This is a genomic window from Terriglobus saanensis SP1PR4 (genome assembly GCF_000179915.2).
GTDB classification, from domain to species: domain Bacteria; phylum Acidobacteriota; class Terriglobia; order Terriglobales; family Acidobacteriaceae; genus Terriglobus; species Terriglobus saanensis.
This window is the reverse complement of sequence record NC_014963.1, coordinates 418,805-442,000: the sequence shown is the minus strand read 5'-3', so window position 1 is coordinate 442,000 and position 23,196 is coordinate 418,805. Positions and strand designations below refer to the sequence as shown.

Sequence of the window (23,196 nt, the reverse complement as noted above, 5' to 3'; positions counted from 1 at the left end):
ATCACACCCGTGATTCGCCCGCGTATTTTTGCCGCTTCCCTTCTGCTTGTCTCCCTTGCTGCCGCCGCGCAGACGGGACAAGCCACGCCTCCCGCACCGGCCACCGCACCTGCTCAGACCACACCTGCGCCAGAGTTGCAGTCTCGCCCGGCTTCGCCCGACGGAACCGCCGCCGTCGCTCCTACGATCACCACCTTCGCCCGCGAAGTGAGCCAGATCTTCACCGTGACCGATAAAAACGGCCGCTTTGTCACCGGTCTGCGTCAGCAGGACTTCGGTCTGCTGGACGACAACCGTCCGCCCGAGCGCGTCATCAAGTTCACGCAGCAGACCAATCTACCCCTGCGCGTTGGTGTCCTGATGGATACCTCCGGATCCATCCGTCAGCGCTTCCAGTTCGAGCAGGACGCCGCCACGGAGTTCTTTCTGCAGGTTCTGCATCGCGGCGATGCGGCTTTCGTGATGGGCTTCGATGTGAAGACGGACCTCGCGCAGGACTATACGAACAGCGTCGATCTCCTGAACCAGGCCATCCACAAACTGCGTCCGGGCGGCGGAACAGCCTTCTTCGACGCCCTCTACACGACCTGTCGCGACCAGATGCTGACGCTCAAAGAGAGCAACACGGTACGCCGCGCTCTCATCGTCGTCTCCGACGGACACGACAACCAGTCACGCGCGCAGGAGAACGACGCGATCAAGATGTGCCAGCGTGCGGAAACCATCGTGTACACCATCTCCACGAACATCAGTCCAACGAAGGATGCAGCCGATGAAGTGTTGCGCCGCATCGCGGATGCAACCGGCGGCCGCGTCTTCTTCCCGAACCGCATTGAAGATGTCGCCAACGGATTCCACTCGATCGAAGAAGAGCTTCGCTCGCAGTATCTGCTGCAGTATCGCCCTGCGGACTTCAGGCAAGACGGGGCCTTCCGACCGATTTATCTGAAGGCCGTCGATCAGCGCTACACCGTCCACACGCGTAAGGGATACTTCGCTCCGCGACCAATGCAGTAGGCTTGCTTCTCAACCTGTAACCCAGAGCTCCAGCAAACCCGTCGAATTAAGCGCAACCCTATTTATTTCCTGATGAAATAGACGGCCTGCGCTCCACGGCGAAGGTCCGCGCTGGAGCTCCCTGATGATGTTTTCTTCCCCGCGCTTCTTCTTGCGCGCGATACGCTCCGTTTTTTCTCTCACACTGGCAGTGACAGCCACTTCGATGGTCGCGCAGACCTCGGTCTCGATTCACGATGTGATGAAGAACTTGCCGAACTCGCCCTACCTGGGTTCCGCGGTCTCCATTACGACGGGGATCGTCGTGGGTGTGCTGAGCGATGGAAGCTTTTACATCAGTGAGCCGAGCGGTAACTGGGACAGCCTGGTCACCACGGCAGAGGGCATGCTGGTCGTTCCTCCAACCGGTGCAACGTGCGCCGCTGTGGGCAACCAGGTCACGGTTATCGGCACCGTGAAGAACACCACCGACCTCACCGCAGCGAATACCCCCGGCACGTATCTTGCCGCAACCACCTGCACGGCCACGGCGACGAACCAGACGATGACGCAGGCGATCTCTGTCTCATCCGTGCTGACGACCTTCGGCGATGCGCTGCAATACACGGGCATGGCTGCGTCCAACAGCTCGTTTTATGCGATTGCGCCGACGAGTGGAACGCTGGACGAGACGAATGAGACGGTGACCTCCAATGGCCAGTTCTGGGCGACGTTGAACTCCAACACCACGACGAACAACCATCTCTATCGCACTACGGGCATTGCGGGAGACGAGTTTGTGCCCGCCTCTGCTCCGAGCGGTGTGACGAAGTGGGGCGGCAATCCGCAGCGGATCCTCATCGACACGACGACTCTGGGAGGAACCGCTGTGAACATCACGGTGGGCCAGTCGATCACGTGCTCTGTGCCTTCGAACATCACCGCCGGAGCCACGAAGGGTATCGGCCTGATCGATTACACGCTGGGCTATGCACGGTTGTTGATCTTCAAGAGCTCCGCCTGCACCGTAGGCGGCTCCGTCGCAGCGACGACCTCCGCCGTCGCCGATGCGACACACTTCAAGGTCGGCACGCTGGACCTGAATCGCTTCTACAGCACGCTCGCCGCAATAGGATCGACACCGATCTCCGCGAGCGCGTATGCGCGCCAGCTAAGCAAGGCCGCAAACGCGATTGTGAACGCCTTTGGATCACCGGACATTCTTTCGCTGCAAGAGATGCAGGACGCCGCTACACTGACCGATCTGCAGACTGCCATCAGCAGCGCGGGAACGGTCTACGATTCGACCTGCTTGATCACGGGAAACGATACGGCGAGCCTGAATCTCGGCTTCCTTGTGAAGAGCACGGTGACCGTAGACTCCTGCACGCAGGCCGGTAAAAGCGACACGTACACCACCGCTGCAGGCGGATCGGGGACGCTGTGGGAGCGTCCACCGTTGGTCCTGAAGGGCGAGTTCGTCCGCGTGGGCAAGAACTATCCGTTTTACGTGATCGACGTACACCTCACGCCGCGCGACAACATTGGAGACACGACGCTTGGCCCCGATGTGCGCGCGCATCGCGCAGCACAGGCCGCTGCACTCAGCGCGCTGGTACAGCAGTATCAGACTGCGGGCGGCAATGTCATCGTTGCGGGAAACTTCAATGCGTATGAATACAGCGATGGCTATGTCGACGTGCTCGGCGTAGTCACCGGCTCGCCTGCTTCTGCAACCACCGTCACGCTCTACACGCCAACCAGCACGACTGCCGCGCTCAACGACTTCACCACCAGCATCGCGACCTTGCAGCGATACAACATCATCGAGCGCGGCAACGCGGCATCGCTGGAGCACATTCTCGCCTCCGCTACCGTGCCCGATTCTTCGACTGCCTCTGCTTCGCTCGCCAGCTACATGACGGATGTGACGCAGCCGCACTTCTCTACCGACTTCGCCGCCATCAACACCAACGACACGACGACTGCCGCCGGACTTACGCCGCACGATGGACAGGTCGTCGCCTTCCTGATCCCGCCAGTCCCAACAACCGCGTCCATCTCGCCCACCACGTTGAACTTTGGTGATGTCTTCCTGGGCGCAACGGCGTCGCTTCCTGTGACGGTCGCGAACACCACGACCTTCACGAGCACGGTGGCCATCTCGAAGATCGCGATCTCAGGAACGAACGCGAGCGACTTCACGGAGACCGACAACTGCACTTCTCTGGCGGAGAACGCGACGTGCACGATCACCGTGACCTTCGCACCTTCCGCAGTAGGGACGCGCACCGGCACGCTGACGGTGACGACCGATTCCACCTCCAACCCAACGTTGACGGTCTCTCTGACGGGCAATGGCGAGGACACCACAGCGACACTCACGCCTGCGTCCGCTACGTTCGCGAGCACCTACGCCGGTGGTGGCGTCTCTGCCGCGCAGATCTTTACCCTGACCAACACCTCCACCGTTGCAATCGCGGTGAAGAGCGTTGCAGTCTCAGCGCAATTTGCGGATACGACCGCGTGCGGGGCTTCTCTTGCCGCTGGCGCGTCCTGCACCATCTCCGTCACCTTTGTGCCGACCACTGCAGGGGCCGTCACGGGAACACTCACGGTGCTCACGAACACCTCAGGGAATCCCACACTCACCTCAGCCTTGAACGGCACCGGCCTGCAGACAACAGCCACGCTGACGCCTGCTTCGAACAACTTCGGAAATATTCTCCTGGGCAGTACGTCCACAGCCCAGAGCTTTGTGTGGACGAACACCTCTGCGATCCCGCTGAAGGTCACGGCGTACTCGGTGACCGGCGACTTCACCATCGCCTCTTCGACCTGCGGGACGGTCGCGGCGGGCGCGTCCTGCCTGATCAACGTGGCCTTTACCCCAACGGTACTGGGTGCGCGGACGGGTGTACTGACGGTGACCTCCACGGCCTCCGCGAACGCCACGCTCACGGCAACCTTGAGCGGGCGCGGCGTAGCGGATGTGGAAGCCTCCGTCTCTTCGCTTAGCTTCGGCAACATCGACGTGGGCTTCACCTCAGCAGCGCAGGTTGTGACGATTACGAACTACACCACCTCCGCGATCGCGCTCACAGGCATCACTACAAGCGGCGATTACAGCGACAGCACGACGTGCGGCGTGGCGCTGGCGGGACTTTCCACCTGCACGGTGAGCGTTGTCTTCAAGCCAACGGCGATCGGTGTCCGCACGGGTGCGCTTGTGCTGACGACGAACGATACGAAGTACCCCGTGATCACCGTGGCGCTGACGGGCAACGGCGTGGACTTCTCCGTGGCCCTGTCGCCGACCTCTGGTGCTGTGATTGCCGGTTTCGGTACAACGACAGCAGCGACGGTGACGCCGCTGGGAGGCTTCTCCGCTGCGGTCACGCTGACCTGCACCTCCAATGCCATCGGCTCGGTCTGCACCTCCGCTCTCGCCTCTTTGGTTCCGAATGCAGCCTCGCCCGTGACCCTCTCGATCTCCACGACCTCGAAGTACACGGCGATTGGCTACGGTGGACTGGGTGGTGGAAGTTGGATTGCCCTGTTGCTGGCGGCCCTGAGTGCTGCAGGACTTTGGATCTCACGACGTGGAGCTGGGGCGTTTGCGCGCATCGCTCTGGCGATGCTGCTTATGGCCGCGGTCTGCCTGGGTGCTGCGGGTTGTGCCGGTGGCCTGGGGCAGAACGCGCCTTACACGGAGCCGGGGACGTACACCTATACGGTTACGGCGACGGATGGGCAATTGGTGCGGTCGGCGACGTATTCGTTGAGTGTGACGGCGAAGTAGAAGGTCTATGACGTAGCGATCCCGCTGTCATCCGCTGCGTCCCCTCCCTTTGTCATCCCGTAGCGCAGCGGAAGGATCTAATTTGCTCAACAGCAGATCCCTTCGCTGCGCTACGGGATGACAAAGGGAGAAGAGATTCTTTAGCTGCGGCGACCTAGACCCACGAGAAGCGAGGTAAGCAAACCAAGGCCCCGGCGCGCTTCCGGAGTGCGTGTGCGACGGAAGATCTGCCAGAAGGTTGGCGGCTCCGCACTCTTCGCTTCCTTCTCCATCTCAGCAGCGGCGCAGGAGAGCGTCTCCGGATCGATGGCGCTGAGGATCTTACTGAGACTCACCACGTTGCGTATGGCTGCGATGACCGGCTTCTGCTTTGCTCCTGTAGCCAGCTCTTCAAACACTGCGTCACGCGCGTGGACTACCCCATGGAGAGCGTCGAGCAGGCCTTTGTCGTGCGCCTCCTGAATCAGGTCGTAGATCACGAGCAGCGCTTCGGCATGCTGAATGGGCGCGGCGGCAAGACGGCGTTGCAGCTCCTGCGTCGGGTCAATCGGTTTCGGTTCAAAGGCAATGGGAACGGCCACGCGGTTCTCCTAAACTTTGGTCGTGTTGATCTGTACAAGTTGATCGTTGAGTGAGAGGCCGGGCAGACGATAGTCTTCGCGCGCCCACTTGCGTTCCACTTCCACACCTTGCTGCGGTGTGCGATGGCCGTTGCGGAAGTTTTCCCACATCAGCGGAGAACGGCCCTTGGGTTCAAGAATGCGCATGTTGACCGAGACTTCTTTGAACGCCGGCGTGTGCGTTGCGCGATCCACGTGCGCGCCTGTGAGGCGGTTCACAGGATCTTCGGTGTTGTTCATCGCCATGTAAAGCTGCTTACCGGTGACGCGGTCGGTCACGAGCACCTTTGCGCTAATGGTGCCCCACTTCGACTTCAGCTCGACCTTGCTGCCATCTTCCACGCCGCGTTCGGCGGCGAGGTCCGGAGAGACTTCCACAAAGTTCGATGGCGTCATCCGCTTGATCCCCGGCACTCGATACGTCATGCTTCCCTGCTCGAAGTGCTCCAGCATGCGTCCGTTGTTGAGGTGGAGATCGAACTCCTCATCGCTCTCTTCCGAAGGCTCAATCCATTCCAGCGGATGAAACTTCGCCTTGCCATCTGGGAACGGAAAGCCGTCCTTGAAGAGATACGGCGAGTCCGTTCCATCCGCAGCCACCGGCCACTGCAAGCTCTTGAAGCCTTCGAGGCGTTGATAGTTCACACCAGCGAAGAGCGGCGTGAGCGAAGCGACCTCGTCCATAATCTCGGAGGGGTGTTCGTAGGTCCACTTCGCGCCCATCGCGTTTGCAATCATCTGCAGAATCTGCCAGTCGGGGCGCGAATCTCCAAGCGGCTCCATCGCCTTGTACAGCCGTTGAATGCGGCGCTCCGTGCTGACGAAGGTGCCGTCTTTTTCGAGTGATGGCGATGCGGGTAGAACGACATCCGCAAAGCGCGCTGTCTCTGAAAACGAGATGTCCTGCACGATGAGGAAATCCACCTGCGAGAGCGCGCGTTCCACATCGTTCGCATTCGCGTCGGAGGTCACCGTATCTTCGCCCTTGATATACAGGCTCTTCAGCTTGCCCTGATGGATCGCGCGAATCATCTCGTGATTGTCGAGACCCTTGGTGAACGGCAGACTCACACCCCATGCTGCCTCGAACTTCGCGCGCACGGCATCGTCATCGACAAGCTGATAGCCAGGGTAAAGATTCGGCATGGAACCGAAGTCGCTCGCGCCCTGCACGTTGTTGTGTCCGCGCAACGGATACGCACCCGCACCCCGGCGTCCGTAGTTGCCGGTGACTAGAAGAAGATTGCTGATCGCGGTGGAGGTATCCGATCCGCCGCAGTGTTGCGTCACACCCATCGCCCAGAGGATGCAGACGCCATCCGCTGCAACGATCTCCCGTGCGACGGTCTTCAGCGTCTCCATCGGAATGCCGGTGGTCTCTTCCGCAAACTCCAGTGTGAAGGGCGCAAGGCTGGCGCGATACTCGTCCGCCTTGTTGACCAGGCGCTCAATGAACTCACGCTTCTCCCACCCCTGATCGAAGATGTACTTCGTCACAGCAGAGAGCCAGACCATGTCCGTTCCCGGCTTCGGTTGAAAGAAGAGGTCGGCGCGTTCCGCCATCTCGTGCTTGCGCAGATCGGCAACGATCAACCTCTGCCCGCGCCACTTATGCGAACGCTTCACGCGCGTTGCCAGCACAGGATGGCTCTCCGAGGTATTGGTACCAATGCCGATGACGAGGCCCGCCATCTCAATGTCCGCGATCGATCCCGCATCGCCGCCGTACTTGACGGTACGCTGCAGACCCATGGTGGCAGGCGTCTGGCAGTAGCGGCTGCAGTTGTCGATGTTGTTCGTGCCCACCACGGCGCGCGCGAGCTTCTGCATCAGATAGCTCTCTTCGTTCGTACACTTCGACGACGCAATGAAGGCCAGCGAATCCGGGCCGTCAGTCTTCATATATTGTTTGAACTTCGACGCGATGAGAGTGAGTACCTCGTCCCACTCCGCCTCGCGAAAGGTCGCGCCAGCACGGATGAGTGGCTTGTGCAGGCGGTCCTTCGCATTCACAAACTCATACCCGAACTTGCCCTTCACACAGGTGGAGATGCCGTTGGCCGGACCTTCGCTGGGTTCGATCTTCAGAATATGGCGGTCGCGCGTCCAGACCTCGAAGCTGCAGCCCACACCGCAGTAGGTGCAAACGGTCTTGGTGCGTTTGATACGCGCTTCGCGCATGTGCGATTCGATGTTCGAGATCGCCATGATCGCGGGATAGCCCGTCTCCGGCTCAACGCCCTTTACGACCTCGATCATATCGTCGAGCACCTTCGTGGGAAGGTTCGTGAAGTATCCTGCTTCGCCGAGCATGCTCTTTTCCATCAGCGCATTGCAGGGGCAGACGGTGATGCAATGGCCACAGCTCACGCAGCTCGAACCGGCGATCTGTTCCCCACCGTCCCAGAGAACGCGCGGGTGCTCGTCTTCCCAACGAATCGTCAGCGTCTCGTTCACCTGCACATCCTGGCAGGCCTCTACACAGCGGCCGCAGAGAATGCACTGGTCGGGGTCGTAGCGATAGAAGGGATTCGAATGGTCTTGCTCAAAGGGCTTATGCAAAAAGGGCCGCTGCTGGTGCTGAATGCTCATCTCGCCCGTGGTGTTATGAATCGTGCAGTTGCCGTTGTTGTTGTCGCAGACCGTGCAGTAGAGATCGTGATTCTGCAGAATGCGGTCCATCGCCTCGCGCTGCGCTACATCGGCACGGTGCGAGACAGAAAGCACGCGCATCTCCGGCGCGATCTCTGTGCTGCAGGCACGCACAAGCTGGCCGTTGACCTCCACCATGCAGGTGTCGCAAGTTTCGATCGGACCCATCTGGCGGTGATAGCAGATCTGCGGAACGGAGCGCGCGCCCGCAAGACCCGAGTTTTTGGCACCGGGAAGAAGCGCATCATTCACCGCCTTCGCAGCACGGTTGAGCACTTCGACGAGAAGCTCCCCCTCCGCAGCAGGTACAGAGCGGCCATCGATCAGGATTTCAAGAGTCGGGACACGTTCGATGGGCGAGTTGAGAAGGCGCTTCTGCAGCATACCTGCTTAGGATGCAATCGTACCGCTCCGCGCAACCCGTTATTTCGGACTACTCGCCGAACCGGTGTAGTACCCTTCTCGCGTCTGCAGGACGAGTTTGTGGTCCTTGGGGGTGTCGACCAGGAGCTTGTGATATCCCTCTTCCTGGTTCGTCGGCGTAAATCCGATGCGGTACTGGCTGCGCAGTTCCTGTGCGATTTTTTTATAAATCTCCGCCAGCGGCTCCTTCTTGGAGACCTCGAAGAAGCGTCCGCCGGTCTCATCCGAGATGCGCTGCAGGATCTTCTTGCCGTCTACGTGCGTACGCTGCGGCTGCCCGCCGCCCTGCCCACCGCCGCCGCCGTGACGTCCACCACCACCCGGAAATCCGCCGCCGCCAAAGCTGGGACGACGGCTTGAGGTATCGTTGTGCTCTTCCCCCTTGAAGTAAATCGAATACACGGCAGTGTCGGCGCGCTGTGCGGCTTCAATCGCGCTGGACAGGCTCTCCTTGCTGCCATTGTCTTCGCCATCCGTCAGAAGAATCAGAGCTTTGCGAAACGGCTGCTTGTGAATCACCTCATCGGAGGCGAGAAAGATCGCGTCATAAAGCGCCGTCCCGGCGCCCCCACCACCACCGCGACGGCCACGCTGTGAGCTGCCCCCACTGTTGTCGTTGGGATCTTGATTGTTGGAGAACTGCGGGCGGGCGGCCTGCGTGTCCACCTGTTTCAACCCGCTCTGCAGCTTCGGAATGGAACCGGTCACATCGGTAAGCAGCTCTACCGTATGGCCGAACTGGATGAGGAACGCCTTATCGCGGTCCGCCACCAGCATGTTGTCGAGAAACGAAGAGCTGGCCTCGCGCTCCTCATCCAGCACCTGGCGCTGGCTGCCACTCACGTCCACCAGAAGACCCAGCGTGAGCTGGAGATTGTTGTCGCGGTCGAAGTACCGAATCACCTGCGGTTTGCCATCTTCCGCAATGGTGAAGTCTTCCTGCTTCAACGTCGCGACAAGCTGTCCCTTCTTGTCTCGCACGGTCACAGGAACAGTCACTAGGCGCGCACTCACATTGAGCGTCGGAGCAACCGGGGCTTTCTCCGCAGGCGGGGCAACTTGAGCAAAAGCAAAGGAAGCAGAGAGCAGACCAGCAGCCACGAGCGAACGAAGAGAATACATATCTCATTGGACGGCTTCGCGCGCCTACAGTTTCGAAACCTGGACGCAAAAATTTGGAAGAAAAAAATAGGGGAGCCCCCAGTGAGAGGCTCCCCATCCAGCACAACCACGCCTATTGAGCATGGGGCAGATGCGGATTCTTTTTGGCGCTGATCAGATTCGCCATAATACGGAACGATCCGGGCACTCCCTCTGGCATCTCGCGGAAGAAGGCATACGCCAGATAGACGTAGTACCCCTTGCCGTAGGGCGCATAGACAAGACCACCCTTCTGCGGGTCCTGGTCCTTGTCATGCATCTCCGTCAGGGCGATGTACTTCGGGTCCCAGCTGCGCAGGAAGCCATGACCGCGTTCTTCGACCCAATTGTCGAAGTCCGCGGTAACGATCTTGTTCGGCCAGTTCAACAGAGGATCCGAGGGGGCAAGGATCGTGACCTTGGAGTCCTCTTCGACGACCTTGTCCGCGTCCGCCGGAACCGAGAGCGGATACGGTCCGTAGTTATGATCGAACTCGGGCGTCTGATACTGCGTCACGACCACGCCGCCGTCTTTCACGTACTGCAGCAGACGGTCGTTGAGCGACCGCAGCTCCGGACGTGCAGCATACGTACGCACGCCAAGCACGATGGAGTCGTACACGCTCAGATCGGCGGAGGCGATATCTTCCGCGCTCAACTGCGTCACGTGGACACCGAGGTTCGCCAGCGCCGCAGGCACATCGTCGCCCGTACCCATGATGTAGGCGACCTTCAATCCCGGAGCCACCTTCACATCGACGCCCGTGGCCTTGTACTCCGCCTTGCGATACATCGGGTAAGGACGCAGGCCGGGGTAGCCGATGGTGATAAAGCCTTCGGTAAACTTCTTGCCTTCATACGTCGCCACGGCGGTCAGGTCATATCGCTTAGCCTGCACGTTCTTCGTGGTGACGGTGAAATCGATTCCCTGCTCATCGCCGTCGCGCGAAGTGGCAAAGCTCGCCGTCTCGGGCGACGAGGTCCAACCTGCAGGAAGACTCAACTTCACCTCACCCTTCGCTAGACCCTTGACGCTGCTGCCGATTGTGACGTGCACCTTAACTAGTTCGCCATCCATCGGGATCACGCCCGCCAGCGGAGCCACACGGACAGAGATCGCCGGTGCGACCAGCAGAGGCTCCAGCGTGGGTCCGCCACCGTTCAGGCGATGCGTCGTCTGCACCACGCCACGCACCTCGGCCTTCACACCGTTGAAGCTGTAGACCACGCGGGCAAGCAGCGGATATGGCATCGTCGGCAGGCCAAGGTACTGCGGAAGCTGGAGATCGTAGAAGGGCTGCTCCAGGCTAGGGCGGCTAAAGTAGGGGCGCGTGATGCCCGCATCCTGCGGAACAACCGCCTTTACCAGAACGTCGCTCGACTGTCCTGCGGCAATCTCTCCGGCCATCGGTGCGGCAGTGGTCAGCTTCCAGTTCTTGCCGTCCGTGGCGTCCACCGTGGCGGATTCGATGTGCAGGGCCTTCGCTCCCTGGTCAGCCACGTGAACATTCACGCCGAAAGCCTGTCCTGCAACCACGCTCTGAAACGTAGGCTGGTTGCTCATATCGCCCATCGGCCCCATGCGAGCCGGAATCGTTCCGCTCGCCACAGTTGCCAGAAGCGAAACTCCAAGGGACTGCGTCAGAGCCTCGTTGAACTGGGCTTCCTTGATTCCAAGCTCGTGGTCCATGTTGTACTTCGCGTCGACATCCAGATGGCTGGAGGCAATCTGCGCGCGCAGGACACGGGTCGCTTCCAGCCCCTTTGCGAGCGCGGGTGCGGACTTCGTAGGGTCCGTCGCATCGAAGGCGTGCGTGGCTTCATCTACGCTGGCCTGAACCGGCTGCAGGGCCGCACTCCACTTCGCCTGCTCTGCCGCAGGTACATAGTTCGCAATCCCAGCGAGCGAGATATCGATGCCGTTGAAGTAGCTCTCTTCCTGCTGCGGAAGATGCCCCACCTGCGCCGGAACACGCGAAGCATAGAGATGGTACGGCGAATCGAAGGGCCGCGTTACAGGGATCGCCACGCCGCCGGTCTGCGACTTCTGCTTGTCCAGGCCTTCGCGGGCGATGGCGAGATAGCTGCGGCCAAAGAGAGGGTTATAGCCACCCTCGGGAATCCGCAATGTAGCCGTGGGAACGCCTTCAATGTAATCGCCGGTGACGTAGTTCTTGAAGCGAACGGGTTCCCAGTGGCCAGTCGCGTAGTCGAAGATGCCGCGCTGATCGACCGTAGCAAACGGAACGCGGGCGTACACCTTCAGCGGGTTCCACGGACGAAGTCCAGCCTTGATCTGTTCGGGAAAGACCTTCGGATCGCCAGCCAGTTTGTAGGCCTCCTGCGCCATGACGCCAGCCGTCTGGTGATGGCCGTGGCCGTCGGAGACATTCCCTGCAAAGACACTGTTAATCACCAGCGGCCGCGAGATACGCACCTGACGCACCACATCCGCCAGGACACGGTCATGCCCCCACTGCTTCAGCGCCTCTTCCAGCGTCTTGGAGAAACCGAAATCGGCAACGCGGGTGAAGTACTGATGGACACCGAAGTAGTCGCCCGCCGCCAGAAGTTCCTGCGTGCGCATGATGCCCAGCTCGTCCCAGTAGTTTCCGGTCATGACGTTCTGTCCGCCTTCGCCGCGATTCAGCGTCAATAGCGAGGTATCCACGCCGTTCCCCCGGCTTTCAAAGGCCAGCATGCCGCTGTCCTCATCGTCAGGATGCGCGACCACCATCATCAGGCTGGCGCGCGTGTTCAGCTTCTGCAGGCTCTGCCAGAGGCCCGCCGAGCCGCGATCGATCATCAGGGGATAGGCCGAAGCCGGTTGGTACGTCTCCTTCACCGCCTGGGCTTCGCCCATAACCGGCAAGAGCGCCATTGTGCCTGCAAGCAGGACTGCAACCCATCGCTTTTGCGCTGCCTGATCCTTTTGATCAACCGCCATCGGGTACCCCTTGAAAATATATGTGTATTGGGTTGATATCATTCGCTGGCATCTTTGTAAAGTTTGTTTATAATCTAGCCACGCACCCTATGGAGAATCCCAGCAGAATGGCGACGGGCACTTTCAATCCGCCAGAGACACAGCCTTCGCGGCCAGCGCATCTGCGTTTTGCGAACTGCCGCACCCTTCTGCAACTTCTCCGTGTCCACGGTCCCTGCTCGAAGGCGGACCTCGTTCGCTCCTCCGGCCTCTCCGCTCCTACTGTCTCCTCTGCCATCGCGCAGATAGAAGCGCTGGGTTTAGTAGAGACACTTGGCGAAGGCGAATCTTCCGGCGGACGCCCTCCTGAGCTGATCCAGTTCAAAGCCTCGCACGGCTACGTCGCCGCCGCCGATATTGGCGGGACGCGCCTGCGCATGATGCTTGCCGACCTGAACGGAACACCCGTAGCGCACTGGTCCACCCAGTTTGCCGCAGATCAGAAAGATCCTGCCTCGGTATGCAGCGTTCTGGACGAAGGTCTGCGCGCGATGTGCCAACAGACGAATATCCCCACCAGCAAAGTGCTGCACCTGACCGCAGGCGCACCCGGCATCACGGACGTCCGCGCAGGCATCGTTCGCTTCGCTCCCAACCTCACGGGCTGGACCGAAGTTCCTCTGCGCTCCATGCTGCGCAAGCAGACGGGCATTGAAACCATCGTGGAGAACGACACGAACCTGGCAGCCGTCGGCGAATATCGCCAGGGCGCAGCGGAAGGCGTGGAAGACTTCGTCTTTGTGGCCATGGGAACCGGCGTAGGCGCGGGAATCTTCCTGCGCGGCAGCCTGCATCACGGCGCACGCTGGAGCGCAGGCGAAATCGGTTACCTTGGCGTCCCCGGCGCTCCCCGCGAGCCGATGGAGATGCACAAGACCGGCCAGCTGGAGCGTATGATTGGCGGCGCAGGGATTGAACTACAGTGGCTGGAGCGCCTGGAACGTGCAGGTCTTCGCAACGAACCAGAGCTTGCGGAGCTGCGTGCTCCCCAGATCTTTGATCTTGCCCAGGAAGGCGACTTACTCGCCCTCGAAGTCTTGCAGTACACCGCAGTCATTCTGGCGGACGCCATTGCAACACTGGCCCTGGTCTTCAATCCGGAGTTGATCGTCCTCGGCGGCGGCGTAGGTTCGCATGATCGCCTTTGTCGCGAGACGGACCGACTGCTACGAAGCGCGGACTTTGCACCACCGCGGATCCGCACAAGTTTTCTGGGCACACAGGCCCAGTTGCACGGCGCTATCTCGTTGTCGCTGACCGCCGTTGAAAGCAAACTGCTCTGTTGATCCTCCATTGATCACGCATTCCACTTTTTAGTAATGCCGCAGAACCTTTCCAGCACCAACAGCGTATCCCGCACCACGAGCATGGACTTTATAAATACGAATTACTAAGTTCGTAAGCACTTCCATACCCGCTTCACTTCTAGGAGGTAGCAATGACGTATACCAATTTCTTCCGGTCTGCCCTGCGTACGCTGGGAACCTTCACTCTTCTGGGTGTCATGGCCACGCCATCTGCCCATGCCCAATCGCAGTCCATCAACGGTACGATCCGCGGTACGGTGACCGACCCTTCCGGCGCTCCGATCGCGGGCGTGAACGTGGTCGTCAAAAACCTCGACACCGGCTTCACGCGCGAACTGACCTCGGATACCTCCGGTGGCTATCTCGCACCTAGCCTTCCGATCGGAACCTACTCCGTAACGGCGACGTCCAGCTCGTTTGCACCGTTTATCCAGTCCGGCATTCACGTAGATGCAGGTAGCGATCTTACGGTGAACGAAGCGCTTAAGGTTGGCTCCGTAGCAACGGAGGTTCAGGTGACTGGCGATGCTCCAATCATCGAAACGACGCGTGTCGATCTGGGGCGCACGATCAGCGAGGCGGAGGTCCAGAATCTCCCGCTCACCTCGCGGAACCCTTACAACTTCATCCTCTTCCAGCCCGGCGTCTCCGGTCACCCAAATGCGGAAAACGGTATTCCGCGTACAGTGAACACGAACGGGCTTGTTGATCGCGTGCAATACCAGCTCGATGGCATGGTGGACACTGAAACAGACCGTTACGGCCTGCGCCTCTTCGCCATCTCCGATTCCTACGTCCAGCAGGTGCAGACGGTTTCAAACGCCTTCAACGCGGAGTTCGGCAACACAGCCGGTATCATCTACAACGTCATTACTCCGCAAGGGACGAACCAGCTCCACGGCATGGCGCAATACATCTGGCGGCCAAAAGCGGCAAGCTCCTGCCCCATGCTGCAGAACTGCGATCCCACCTCCTCCATCTACAAAGCGAAGCCCGATCTGCACGTCGATGACTTTGTCGGACGCGCTGGTGGCCCCGTTGTGAAAGATCGCCTCTTCCTCTTTGGTGCGTACGAAAAGCTGAAGCGCGCTAATCCACAGGCCATTACGGTTACATCCGCCAATCAGGCTGCGCTCATTGCTGCGGGTGTAGCTGCTTCAGATTTCAACACCGCACCGCAGGTGCAGCGCGCCCAATGGGTAAACGTTCGTGGGGACTGGACAATCAATAAGAGCAACCAGGCCTTTATCCGTTACAACTATTTCCGTAACGACTACCCCTTCAATACGAACGTTGGTGGTCTCTATTTGCAGAGCGCTGCCTCCGACTTTCGCGACCGCGCCCACATCCTGGGCGCACAGTTAATCACCACATTTTCGCCCGTCGTCCTCAATGAGTTTCGTGGTTCGTGGCCCTACCGCAACCAGGCGCATATTTCCGGCCCCCTTACGGGCGCTGGACCTATGGTTACCATCTCCAGCGTGGTCAACGGATTTGGTGGCACGAATGGCGCCGGGGACAAATTCCAGGAGAAAATCCCCTCCTTCAACGACAACGTGACCTGGGTGCATGGCAAGCACTCGTTTAAGTTCGGCACAGGCTTTCAGAAGAACCTGGACACACAGCTCGCTGATGTTTACACCCAGTACACCTTCAGCTCTATCACCCAATATTTGAGCGCCAAGAATGGCACATCCCCTCACGTTTACTCTTCGGTTGCGGCTTCGATCGGTCGTCCCGGCGCAGCGTACCACTCCATCTTCTTCAGTTTCTTTGCACAGGACACATGGCAGATCGCGAAGAACCTGACCGCGAATTACGGTGTGCGCTATGACCAATACCGTGCTCCCGATGGCCTGGCCTCAGCTCCCCTCACGCAGACCCAGAGCTTCCACACGCCCAAAGGCAACTTCGCTCCGCGCGTCGGCTTTGCTTACACACCCATGCCCGGTACGGTCGTCCGGGTTAGCGGCGGTATGTACTACGAAGCAACACCGACTAACTCCTGGTACACACCGCTTTATAACAACGGCCTTGTCGGCACGGGTTCATACATCGCTTCCGTTGCCAACAGTTCAACAACCGAAGCTCAAGGCGCAGCCAATCCCTGCCTTCCTGCCTTCCCAAACACGCCATCGGCCATTTCCACGTCCTGCATCGCGGCGCAGAGCGTGACCGCGCTGAATCCGAACTTCAAGAATGGCTACACATGGAACGCGAATGCGCAGGTAGCACAGCAGCTTGGTAAAAATGACTCCCTGACTATGGGTTACGTACTGACTCAGGGACGCAATCTCGCCTTCCTCAGAAACAGCAATCTAAAGTACTCCGGCTTAGGCGCACTCGCCGATGGACGCCTCATCTACTCCAGCACGCCGAGCGCGGCCACACGCATCGATTCGCGCTTCAACAACATCACACTCATCGACGTCGGTTCGAACTCCAGCTACAACGCCCTTGTGGCATCGTATGAGCACCGCCTCTCGGCGGGACTTACCGTCGCCGCAAACTACACATGGTCGCATGCCATCTCCAATACCCCCGAAGGCTATACCTACGAATTTTCAACGCCCGTTGAAGATACGGATAACCCCAAACGAGATCGCGCGAATAGCGGCATCAACCGACCAAACTCTTTCACACTCTCGACAGACTACGTTCCGCAAACTCACTTTGCGAACAAGTACGTCAATGGCGTCTTCACAAACAACCGTTTCTCTATCCTTGGCAACTTTTCCAGTGGCGACGCGCAGACCATCACCACTGGAACGAAGTTGAATGGAGACTCACTCGCAACCAGCCGTCCACTCTTTGTTGGCCGCAACACTGTTCGTACTCCGGGTATCGCTCAGGTGGACATGCGCTACACCCGCACCTTCGCCACCTTATGGGAACGCGTGAGGCCCCAGATTCTGGTCGAAAGCAACAACCTGTTCAATCGCTCGAATGTCACCACAATTAACACCACGGCAACGACCAATGCAGCAGGCGTCATCACCACAGCGCCCTCTCTGCTGCCTACTTCCTCCGTGCTCGAATCCCGCATCCTGCAGTTCGGTGCGAAGATCGAGTTCTAAGCAACCTACCCGCAGCAAAGGGCGATGAGACAAAACGTTTCATCGCCCTTCAACGTTTCACCCGTACAACCCCGCAAGGAATCAAAATGGCCTCCCAATTTCCCGCACCAATCTATCGCGACACAGTCCTCGCGCACGTCTTCGCCGACGCCAAGCGTCTCTTCCTCGACTCGATGATCGAGATCGACTACGCGCACCTGCTCATGCTGACGCAGCAGAAGATCGTCTCGCGCGAGACCGCCGTGCTTTGCCTGCGGGCGCTCGACTCCCTCGACCTCGAGGCCATTCGCTCCACCCCCTACGACGGCTCCGTCGAAGACCTCTTCTTTCTCATCGAGCAGAAGCTCGCCGATCTCTGCGGCGCGGACAACGCCGGTCGCATCCACACCGCGCGCTCGCGGAACGACATCGACATGACCATGTACCGCATGGTGCTCCGCAGCCGCCTCCTCGCCACGCTCGATGCCGTCGCCGCTCTCCGCACGCGTCTCGTCACCCTGGCCTCTGAACATCGCTCCGCTCTGATGCCCGCGTACACACACAACCAGCCCGCGCAGCCGACCACGCTCGGCCACTACCTGATGGCCATCATTGAAATTCTGGAGCGCGATACGGAACGCCTGCGGGCAGCGTTCCTCCGCGTGAACCGCAGCCCGCTCGGCGCGTGCGCCATCACCACCACGGGCTTCCCCATCGACCGCGCGCAGACCATGACAATGCTCGGCTTCCACGGCCTGCAGACAAACTCCTACGGCGCCATCGCCTCCGTCGACTACATCACCGAAAGCTGTTCGGTACTTGCTGTAACCATGTTGAACCTCGGCCGCTTCGCGCAGGACCTTCTTCTCTGGAGCACGGCGGAGTTCAACTTCCTTCGCCTCTCCGATGGCTACGTGCAGATCTCCAGCATCATGCCGCAGAAGCGCAATCCTGTACCGCTGGAGCACGTCCGCATCCTCTCTTCGCGCTCGCTCTCCGAAGCGCAGTCCACACTGCAGTCGCTCCACAACACGCCCTTCGCCGACATGAACGATTCGGAAGACTCCTTCCAGCCCCTCGTCGATATGGCCTTCACCGATGGCCTGCGCGCTCTTCTTCTACTCGAAGGCGTGCTCTCCGAAGCCACCTTTAACCTTGACCACATGCGTGCGCGCGCAGCAGGCAGCTTTCTTACCGTCACCGAACTTGCCGACACGCTTGTGCGCGAGACCGGCATCTCTTTCCATCAGGCACACACCTTCGTCGCCGCCGCAGTTAAATCCGCGAACGGCATCTTCAGCGCGGAAGCGATGGTCGCTTCTGTTCTGGCATCCCTTGCGACCGCAGGCGTGCAGGCACCGGAGCCTTCCATCCTCTTCCGCGCTCTCGATCCGGAGTACTTCGTCGCCATCCGTTCTATCCCCGGAGGCCCTGCCCTCGAAGCGCTCTCGCCGGAGATCGCTCGCGCGGAAGCACAGCTCGCAACCGACCGCGTGTGGCTCGCATCGCAACGCGAACAGATTCAGACAGCACAGCGAAGCATTCGCAAAGCCGCCGACTCTCTTCTGGCCGCACAGTAAAGTTGATGGAAGACCAGATGGAAACCGGTAAACAAAACGGCCAACCCGATTCGCTCGTTCGAGGACTCACCTCCGTCTCCGCAACGGGCGCGAACATCATCGACATGGTTGGCGTCGGCCCCTTCATCACCCTGCCGCTCATTCTCACCGCGATGGGCGGGCCGCAGGCCATGCTGGGATGGGTGCTTGGCGCGCTGCTCTCGCTCTGCGACGGCTGCGTATGGAGCGAGTTCGGTACAGCGTACCCTGAAGCGGGCGGCTCCTACGCCTACCTGAAGCATCTCTACGGCGAAAAGAAGTTGGGTCGCAGCTTCTCCTTTCTCTACGCCTGGCAGCTTCTCTTTTCCGCTCCACTCTCCATCGCCAGTGGATGCATCGGTTTCGCGCAGTACGCCTCGTGGTTCATCCCTTCGTCTTCGCACGCGTTCTTCAGCACCAAGCTCTTCCACATCCCGGTCGTGCTCAGTGGACAGACTCTGATCGCGATGGGCGCGTGTCTGCTCGCCCTCACGCTGCTCTATCGCCCCATCGGGCACATCGAAAAGGTCACACGCGCGCTCGGCATCACGGTACTAGGAACACTCGCACTCATCATCGCCGTCGGCTTCACGCACTTCTCCGCGAAGCAGGCCTTCAGTTTTCCCTCAGGCGCATTCCATCTGGATCACGCCTTTTTCCTTGGCCTTGGCGCAGGCATGCTCGTCTCCGCGTACGACTACTGGGGCTACTACAACGTCTGCTTCCTTGGCGCCGAAGTGCGCGATCCGCAGCGGACGATACCCCGCGCGGTCTTCGGTTCGATCGCCATCGTCGGCACGCTTTACGTGCTCATGAACATCTCCGTGCTCGGCGTTGTGCCGTGGCAGCAACTGGTTGGCGTTACCTCGCACGACGCCGCAGCACGCCAGTACACCATGGCCACCTTCATGCAGACCGCTTTCGTGCCCCATCTGTGGGCGCACACGGCAGCTTCGGTTGTCGTGATTCTTATCGCTGTCGCGTCGCTCGCTTCGGTCTTCGCTCTGTTGCTGGGATACTCACGCATCCCCTTCGCCGCTGCGCGCGATGGCAACTTCCCCGCGATCTTCGGACGCATCCATCCGCGCTACCGCATCCCATCCGTCTCGCTGCTCACGCTCGGAGGCATCACACTGCTCTGGTGCTTCCTTCGACTGCAGGACGTCATCGCCTCGCTCGTCGTCATCCGCATCGTCTTCCAGTTCCTGCTGCAAGGCATGGCAGCACTTCTACCCAAGCATCGGCGCGAACGCAAACAGCCAGGCCGCTTCCGCATGCCGCTCTATCCGCTGCCGATTCTTCTGGCGATGGCGGGCTTTCTCTTCATCCTGTTTTCGCGGCCACACTTCATGGCAGAGCTTGGCATCGCAGCCATCGTTCTGGCGACCGGCCTGATCGCATTGGTTATCCGGCGAAGAAGCACACAGGCCTAGCTGGAAAACTAAGCCCGCTGTTTTCCACCAAGCGATGCGAGCGCCTGCGTCACTCGTTCGACAATACCGGTCACTTCATCCTCACGCAGCGTACGATCCGCTGCCTGTAAAACGATACGCAGCAACAGCGAATACTCGCCCTCCGCAACCGTCTTGCCTCGGAAGATCTCCAATGGCTCCACGGAGACGAGCTCCGCTGCACCTACGCCGCGAATTGCCGATTCAATCGCGCCCCAACGCACAGCGTCGGAGAACAAGAACGAGAGATCACGATCCACTGCCTGAAAGCGCGAAGGCTCCTTCGCCAGCGGTGTACGCAGAGGCGTCGCCAACAGCTTCACGGCGCGCACTTCGCCGAGCACCACCACCTGCTTCAGCTTGCGCTTCTCTGCAATCGCCGCACTCAGTTCGCCGATCACGGCAATCTCTTCGCCGCCACGCAACACGCGCGCACCGCGCCCAGGCTCCATCCACGCAGGCAAAGGGCTGGCTTCATAACTCACACCAACCGGTGCGAACTTCGCCAACAGACCTTCCACAGCGCCCTTCATCTCAAAGAACAATGCATCGCGTTCCGAGATCGTCTGCGTGGCACGGGCGCCACCATATGCCGCGAGCGCAAGCGAAGGCTCTTCGTGAACCTCTGCCGTCGATCCCGTAAACACAGCACCTATCTCGAAGACCCGCGCCTCGCGCACATCGCGGTTCAGATTTCCCGCCAGCATGGTGACCGCACCAGGCAAAAGCGAAGGACGCAGCACACCCGCCTCGGCATTCAGCGGATTGCCCATCGCAACCACGCCCTTCTCCCCGGCAAACGTCGCCGCGTCCGCTTCGGAACAGAAGGTACTCCCGATCACTTCACTCCAGCCAAGACCGCGCAGTGTCTCGCGCAGAACGCGCTCCTGCTCGACATGCGGCAGAGCGATGATGCCGCCAGAGAATGCAGGCAGCGTATCGGCAAAGCGGTTGTAGCCGTAGACGCGCGCGACCTCTTCAATCAGATCGATCTCGCGCTCCAGGTCCAGACGCCAGCTCGGCAGCGCGACCTCGTACGTTCCCACGATCGCCGCAGGCCGCAGACCGCAACCCAACGCCTCAAGATACTTCTCAATGTCATCCGCGGAGACTAGACCGCCTTCGAGTGTCGTACCAAGCAGCCGCCGCACTTCTTCAGCGCTCATCGCGATGTGCGGGCGCTTCGCTGTGCGTGCCTCGATGGCAGAGACCACGATATCGGTCATCCCACCTTCAGCCGTACCTCCGCACCACTCCACCAGCTTCTTCACCACGTAACGATTCGCCACGGGAGCCGCAGCGAAATCCGCACCGCGCTCGAACCTGTGACTCGCATCCGTGTGCAGACCGTGCCGCTTCGAACTCGCGCGAATCGCCGCCTGGTCGAACCACGCAGCTTCCACCAGAACATTCTTCGTCGACTCCGTAACGCGGGAATCCCATCCGCCCATCACGCCCGCGAGCGCAAGCGCCTTCTTCTCATCGGCAACGACAAGATCCTCCGCCGTCAGCGTCTTCTCGGAGCCATCCAGCAGATGCAGCTTCTCTCCCTCGCGCGCACGACGCACCACAATCGCGCCCTCCAGCGTGTCGAGATCGAAGGCATGCGTGGGATGCCCCATCGCCAGCCACGTGTAGTTCGTCACATCCACCACATTGGAGATCGGCTTCTGCCCCAGCTGCGCAAAGCGCTCCGCCATCAGGCCCGTGGACGCAGCCACATTCACGCCGCGCACCACCTGCGCCGTAAAGCGACCGCAGAGATCCTCCGCTTCGATGCGCACGGGATATCCGTCGCCCGTCGTCGCCGCATGGCAGTCGTCCTCGATCTTCATCAAGGGAATGCCGTAGATCGCCGCCGCCTCGCGCGCCACACCATAGTGGTTCATCGCATCGACGCGGTTCGTCGTGATGTCCATCTCAAACAGATGGCCACCCTCAACTTCATGCACACCTTCAACCGCGATACCACGCAACGTCAGGTCTTCGGCGAGATGGTGATCATCGACGGTCAAGGAAGGAAGGAATTCGCGCAACCACGAACTAAGAATCTTCACGCGAAACTCTCCAAAAACCGCAAGTCACCCGAGTAAAACAAACCAATATCCGTCGCACCCGAAAGCATCATCGCAATGCGGTCCACGCCCATACCAAACGCGAACCCACTAATGCGCTTCGGATCGTAGGCGGCATCCATACCCATCTCGGCGCGGCGCTGATTGACTGCCTCGAACACCGCAGGGTCCACCATGCCGCAACCCAGCAGTTCAATCCAGCCGGAGTGCTTGCACTTGCGGCAACCGCTTCCGCCGCAGAAGATGCACGAGATCTGCACGTCCGCGCTCGGCTCCGTAAACGGAAAGAACGAAGGAAAGAACCGCGTCTTCACGCCGCTGCCGAAGAGCGTCTTCATCGCGTGATCGAGTGTGCCCTTCAGATCGGAGAAGGTAATATTCGTATCCACGCAGAGACCTTCTATCTGGTGGAAGATTGGCGAGTGCGTCGCATCGCTTTCATCGTTGCGATGCACCTTGCCCGGCACAACGATCCGCAGCGGAGGATCCTGCGCCAGCATCGTGCGAATCTGCACGGGCGAAGTGTGCGTCCGCATCAGCAGGCGGTCGCGTCCAGGCTTGCCCTGCTGGTCCGCGATGACCAGAGTGTCCTGCGTATCGCGCGCGGGATGGTTCTGCGGAAAATTCAGCGCTTCAAAGTTGTAAAAATCGGACTCAACTTCAGGCCCAAGCGCAATCGAATACCCCAGCGCCTGGAAGACCTGCACCACCTCGCGCATCGTACGCGTCAGCGGATGCTCTATACCGATGCGACGCGCAATCCCTGGAAGGGTGACATCGAGCGCGGGGCCAGAGGCCCTCGTAGCGCCCGCGCCGCTCTCCAGAGCATTTTCAATCGCGGCTTTGAGATCGTTGAACCGTTTTCCCAGAGCTTTTTTCGCTTCGACAGGAGCCGTCTTCAGCCAGACATCGCTCACCAGCTTCAAGCGGCCCTGCTTGCGTCCCAGCCATTCCAGACGGAAGGCTTCCTGCGCCTCTGCCGTCGACAGCGACGACGCTCCGGCCTGTACCTGTTCGATCAGCGAACGAAACGCGGCGTCCAGCGCAGCGTCGTCGTACGCGCTTAGTTGTGGAATCACATCACTCATAA

General features: G+C 60.1%; 12 protein-coding genes. 6 read left to right on the top strand and 6 right to left on the bottom strand.

What is annotated here, in order from left to right; genetic code table 11:
• Positions 1-9 precede the first annotated feature (9 nt).
• Both ACIPR4_RS01840 and ACIPR4_RS01835 read left to right on the top strand, forming a co-directional pair.
• Complete coding sequence (locus ACIPR4_RS01840) at positions 10-1,017, top strand: VWA domain-containing protein (RefSeq protein WP_013566941.1); 1,008 nt, start codon at positions 10-12, stop codon at positions 1,015-1,017.
• A 124-nt stretch (positions 1,018-1,141) separates the two neighbouring features.
• Positions 1,142-4,798, top strand: coding sequence for a choice-of-anchor D domain-containing protein (locus ACIPR4_RS01835; RefSeq protein ID WP_013566940.1), 3,657 nt, complete (start codon positions 1,142-1,144; stop codon positions 4,796-4,798).
• Between the two features lie 140 nt (positions 4,799-4,938).
• On the opposite strand, the gene ACIPR4_RS01830 is transcribed toward ACIPR4_RS01835, so the two are convergent.
• The 4 genes from ACIPR4_RS01830 to ACIPR4_RS01815 all read right to left on the bottom strand — a co-directional run bounded on the left by ACIPR4_RS01830 (position 4,939) and on the right by ACIPR4_RS01815 (position 12,580).
• Complete coding sequence (locus ACIPR4_RS01830) at positions 4,939-5,379, bottom strand: helical membrane plugin domain-containing protein (protein WP_013566939.1); 441 nt, start codon at positions 5,377-5,379, stop codon at positions 4,939-4,941.
• 9 nt (positions 5,380-5,388) lie between these two features.
• On the bottom strand, positions 5,389-8,454 hold the full coding sequence (fdhF, locus tag ACIPR4_RS01825; RefSeq protein ID WP_013566938.1) for a formate dehydrogenase subunit alpha: 3,066 nt from the start codon (positions 8,452-8,454) through the stop codon (positions 5,389-5,391).
• Positions 8,455-8,493: 39 nt separating this feature from the next.
• Positions 8,494-9,615 (bottom strand): VWA domain-containing protein, encoded by a 1,122-nt coding sequence (locus tag ACIPR4_RS01820; protein WP_013566937.1) that lies wholly within the window; start codon positions 9,613-9,615, stop codon positions 8,494-8,496.
• A 112-nt stretch (positions 9,616-9,727) separates the two neighbouring features.
• Positions 9,728-12,580, bottom strand: a complete 2,853-nt coding sequence (locus ACIPR4_RS01815; RefSeq protein ID WP_013566936.1) for a PIG-L family deacetylase — start codon at positions 12,578-12,580, stop codon at positions 9,728-9,730.
• Positions 12,581-12,687: 107 nt separating this feature from the next.
• Here ACIPR4_RS01815 and ACIPR4_RS01810 point away from each other — a divergent pair, with 107 nt between their 5' ends.
• The 4 genes from ACIPR4_RS01810 to ACIPR4_RS01795 all read left to right on the top strand — a co-directional run bounded on the left by ACIPR4_RS01810 (position 12,688) and on the right by ACIPR4_RS01795 (position 20,013).
• Positions 12,688-13,905: an ROK family transcriptional regulator gene (locus ACIPR4_RS01810; protein WP_245536426.1), complete on the top strand. Its 1,218-nt coding sequence runs from the start codon at positions 12,688-12,690 to the stop codon at positions 13,903-13,905.
• 152 nt (positions 13,906-14,057) lie between these two features.
• Entirely contained in the window at positions 14,058-17,003 is a 2,946-nt protein-coding gene (locus tag ACIPR4_RS01805; protein ID WP_013566934.1) for a TonB-dependent receptor, read from the top strand.
• A gap of 86 nt (positions 17,004-17,089) precedes the next feature.
• Positions 17,090-18,562 carry an argininosuccinate lyase gene (argH, locus tag ACIPR4_RS01800; RefSeq protein ID WP_013566933.1) on the top strand — a complete coding sequence of 491 codons (1,473 nt, stop codon included), beginning with the start codon at positions 17,090-17,092 and terminating at the stop codon, positions 18,560-18,562.
• A gap of 17 nt (positions 18,563-18,579) precedes the next feature.
• Positions 18,580-20,013 carry an APC family permease gene (locus ACIPR4_RS01795; RefSeq protein WP_013566932.1) on the top strand — a complete coding sequence of 478 codons (1,434 nt, stop codon included), beginning with the start codon at positions 18,580-18,582 and terminating at the stop codon, positions 20,011-20,013.
• Between the two features lie 8 nt (positions 20,014-20,021).
• On the opposite strand, the gene pheT is transcribed toward ACIPR4_RS01795, so the two are convergent.
• Both pheT and pheS read right to left on the bottom strand, forming a co-directional pair.
• Positions 20,022-22,088 (bottom strand): phenylalanine--tRNA ligase subunit beta, encoded by a 2,067-nt coding sequence (gene pheT / locus ACIPR4_RS01790; protein WP_013566931.1) that lies wholly within the window; start codon positions 22,086-22,088, stop codon positions 20,022-20,024.
• Entirely contained in the window at positions 22,085-23,194 is a 1,110-nt protein-coding gene (pheS, locus tag ACIPR4_RS01785) for a phenylalanine--tRNA ligase subunit alpha (protein WP_013566930.1), read from the bottom strand. The genes pheT and pheS overlap by 4 nt, the downstream gene beginning before the upstream one ends.
• Positions 23,195-23,196 lie beyond the last annotated feature (2 nt).

Coding starts and splice junctions, on each gene's coding strand:
- fdhF (WP_013566938.1), bottom strand. CDS start 8,454: ATGCTGCAGAAGCGCCTTCTCAACTCGCCCATCGAACGTGTCCCGACT.
- ACIPR4_RS01820 (WP_013566937.1), bottom strand. CDS start 9,615: ATGTATTCTCTTCGTTCGCTCGTGGCTGCTGGTCTGCTCTCTGCTTCC.
- ACIPR4_RS01815 (WP_013566936.1), bottom strand. CDS start 12,580: ATGGCGGTTGATCAAAAGGATCAGGCAGCGCAAAAGCGATGGGTTGCA.
- ACIPR4_RS01835 (WP_013566940.1), top strand. CDS start 1,142: ATGATGTTTTCTTCCCCGCGCTTCTTCTTGCGCGCGATACGCTCCGTT.
- argH (WP_013566933.1), top strand. CDS start 17,090: ATGGCCTCCCAATTTCCCGCACCAATCTATCGCGACACAGTCCTCGCG.
- ACIPR4_RS01805 (WP_013566934.1), top strand. CDS start 14,058: ATGACGTATACCAATTTCTTCCGGTCTGCCCTGCGTACGCTGGGAACC.
- ACIPR4_RS01810 (WP_245536426.1), top strand. CDS start 12,688: ATGGCGACGGGCACTTTCAATCCGCCAGAGACACAGCCTTCGCGGCCA.
- pheS (WP_013566930.1), bottom strand. CDS start 23,194: ATGAGTGATGTGATTCCACAACTAAGCGCGTACGACGACGCTGCGCTG.
- ACIPR4_RS01795 (WP_013566932.1), top strand. CDS start 18,580: ATGGAAACCGGTAAACAAAACGGCCAACCCGATTCGCTCGTTCGAGGA.